Genomic DNA, 1,162 nt, shown 5'->3' on the forward strand with positions numbered 1-1,162 from the left:
AGGGGTCGAAGTTCCGCTCACGTGGGTTCGGTAGAGGAACAGCGCCACCCCGACTCCCGAGACCAGCAGACCACCGACTCCGAACCAGGTGATCGCGTCGCCGAACATGAGCCAGGCCCACACCAAGGTCGTCGGCGGGGTGAGATAGAGCAGCACGCTGGCGCGGGTGGGTCCACTGCGGCGTACGACGAACAGGTAGGCGCCGTACGCACCGAATGTCGACAGCACGACCGTCCAGGCGACAGCGGCCGCGAAACCCATAGTCATCGGCGGTGCAGCATCTCCGGCCAGCACGCTCCATGTCATGAACCCGACTGCGCTGACGGAACATTGAATGGCCATCGACAGCGCTATCGGCTCCTTGGGTGCCAGTACCCGCTGTCCGATGGTTCCGGCCGACAGCGCGAGCATTCCCGCGGCCGGTAGTAGGTAGACCGGCCAGGCGAGACCGGCAACGGACAGGTCCCCGACCACGACCATCGAGACCCCCGCGACGCCGACAAGCAATCCGAGTACCTGTCGTCGCCCGACGTGTTCGCCGAAGATCCTGCTCGACGCCACCGCGACCACCAGGGGCTGTACCGCTGCGATCAAGGCTGCGACACCCGGCGGCACGCCCAGACCGATGCCGGTGATGGTGGCACCGAGGTAGAGGAACTGGCAGAACAGGCCGAGGATCGCGTGGATTCGAATCGCGTGCCAGGTCGGCGTCAGCTGCCGGTACATGCACCACGCGATCAGCAGTACTGCAGCAGCGACGTAGCGCCAGGCCAGCAAGGTGTGTGCCGGAGCTTCGGCTGTGCCGAGTTCGGCACCGATGAAGCCCGAACTCCACATCACCACCAGGGCTGTACCCGCGATGACGTCGATATTCGCTTTCATGCGGTGATGTAAACACAAAGGTCTGTATACTTACAGTGCACCCATCGCAGACCAGCAATTTCGGAGGGCAACCATGCTCGACAAGCCGCTCACTCCCGCAGGAGAACGAATTCTCACCGTCGCAAGTGAGCTGTTCTACTCCCGTGGCATCCGAGCCGTCGGCGTCGACCTCATCGCCGAGGAAGCCGGAACCACCAAGAAGACCCTGTACGACCGCTTCGGCTCCAAGGACGGCCTGGTGCAGCACTACCTCACCCGTCGATACCGATTGTGGCGCGAT

General features: G+C 63.7%; 2 protein-coding genes. One reads left to right on the forward strand and one right to left on the reverse strand.

What is annotated here, in order from left to right:
• Positions 1-882, reverse strand: an 882-nt coding sequence (locus tag RHODMAR_RS27970; RefSeq protein WP_008718880.1) for a DMT family transporter, incomplete at its 3' end; no start/stop codon positions are given.
• 73 nt (positions 883-955) lie between these two features.
• On the opposite strand from RHODMAR_RS27970, the gene RHODMAR_RS21725 reads away from it, so the two are divergent.
• Positions 956-1,162 (forward strand): helix-turn-helix domain-containing protein (locus RHODMAR_RS21725; protein ID WP_008718883.1); only part of this gene is annotated, 207 nt, incomplete at its 3' end.

Source organism: Rhodococcus sp. AW25M09 (assembly GCF_000333955.1).
In the GTDB taxonomy this organism is placed as follows: domain Bacteria; phylum Actinomycetota; class Actinomycetes; order Mycobacteriales; family Mycobacteriaceae; genus Rhodococcoides.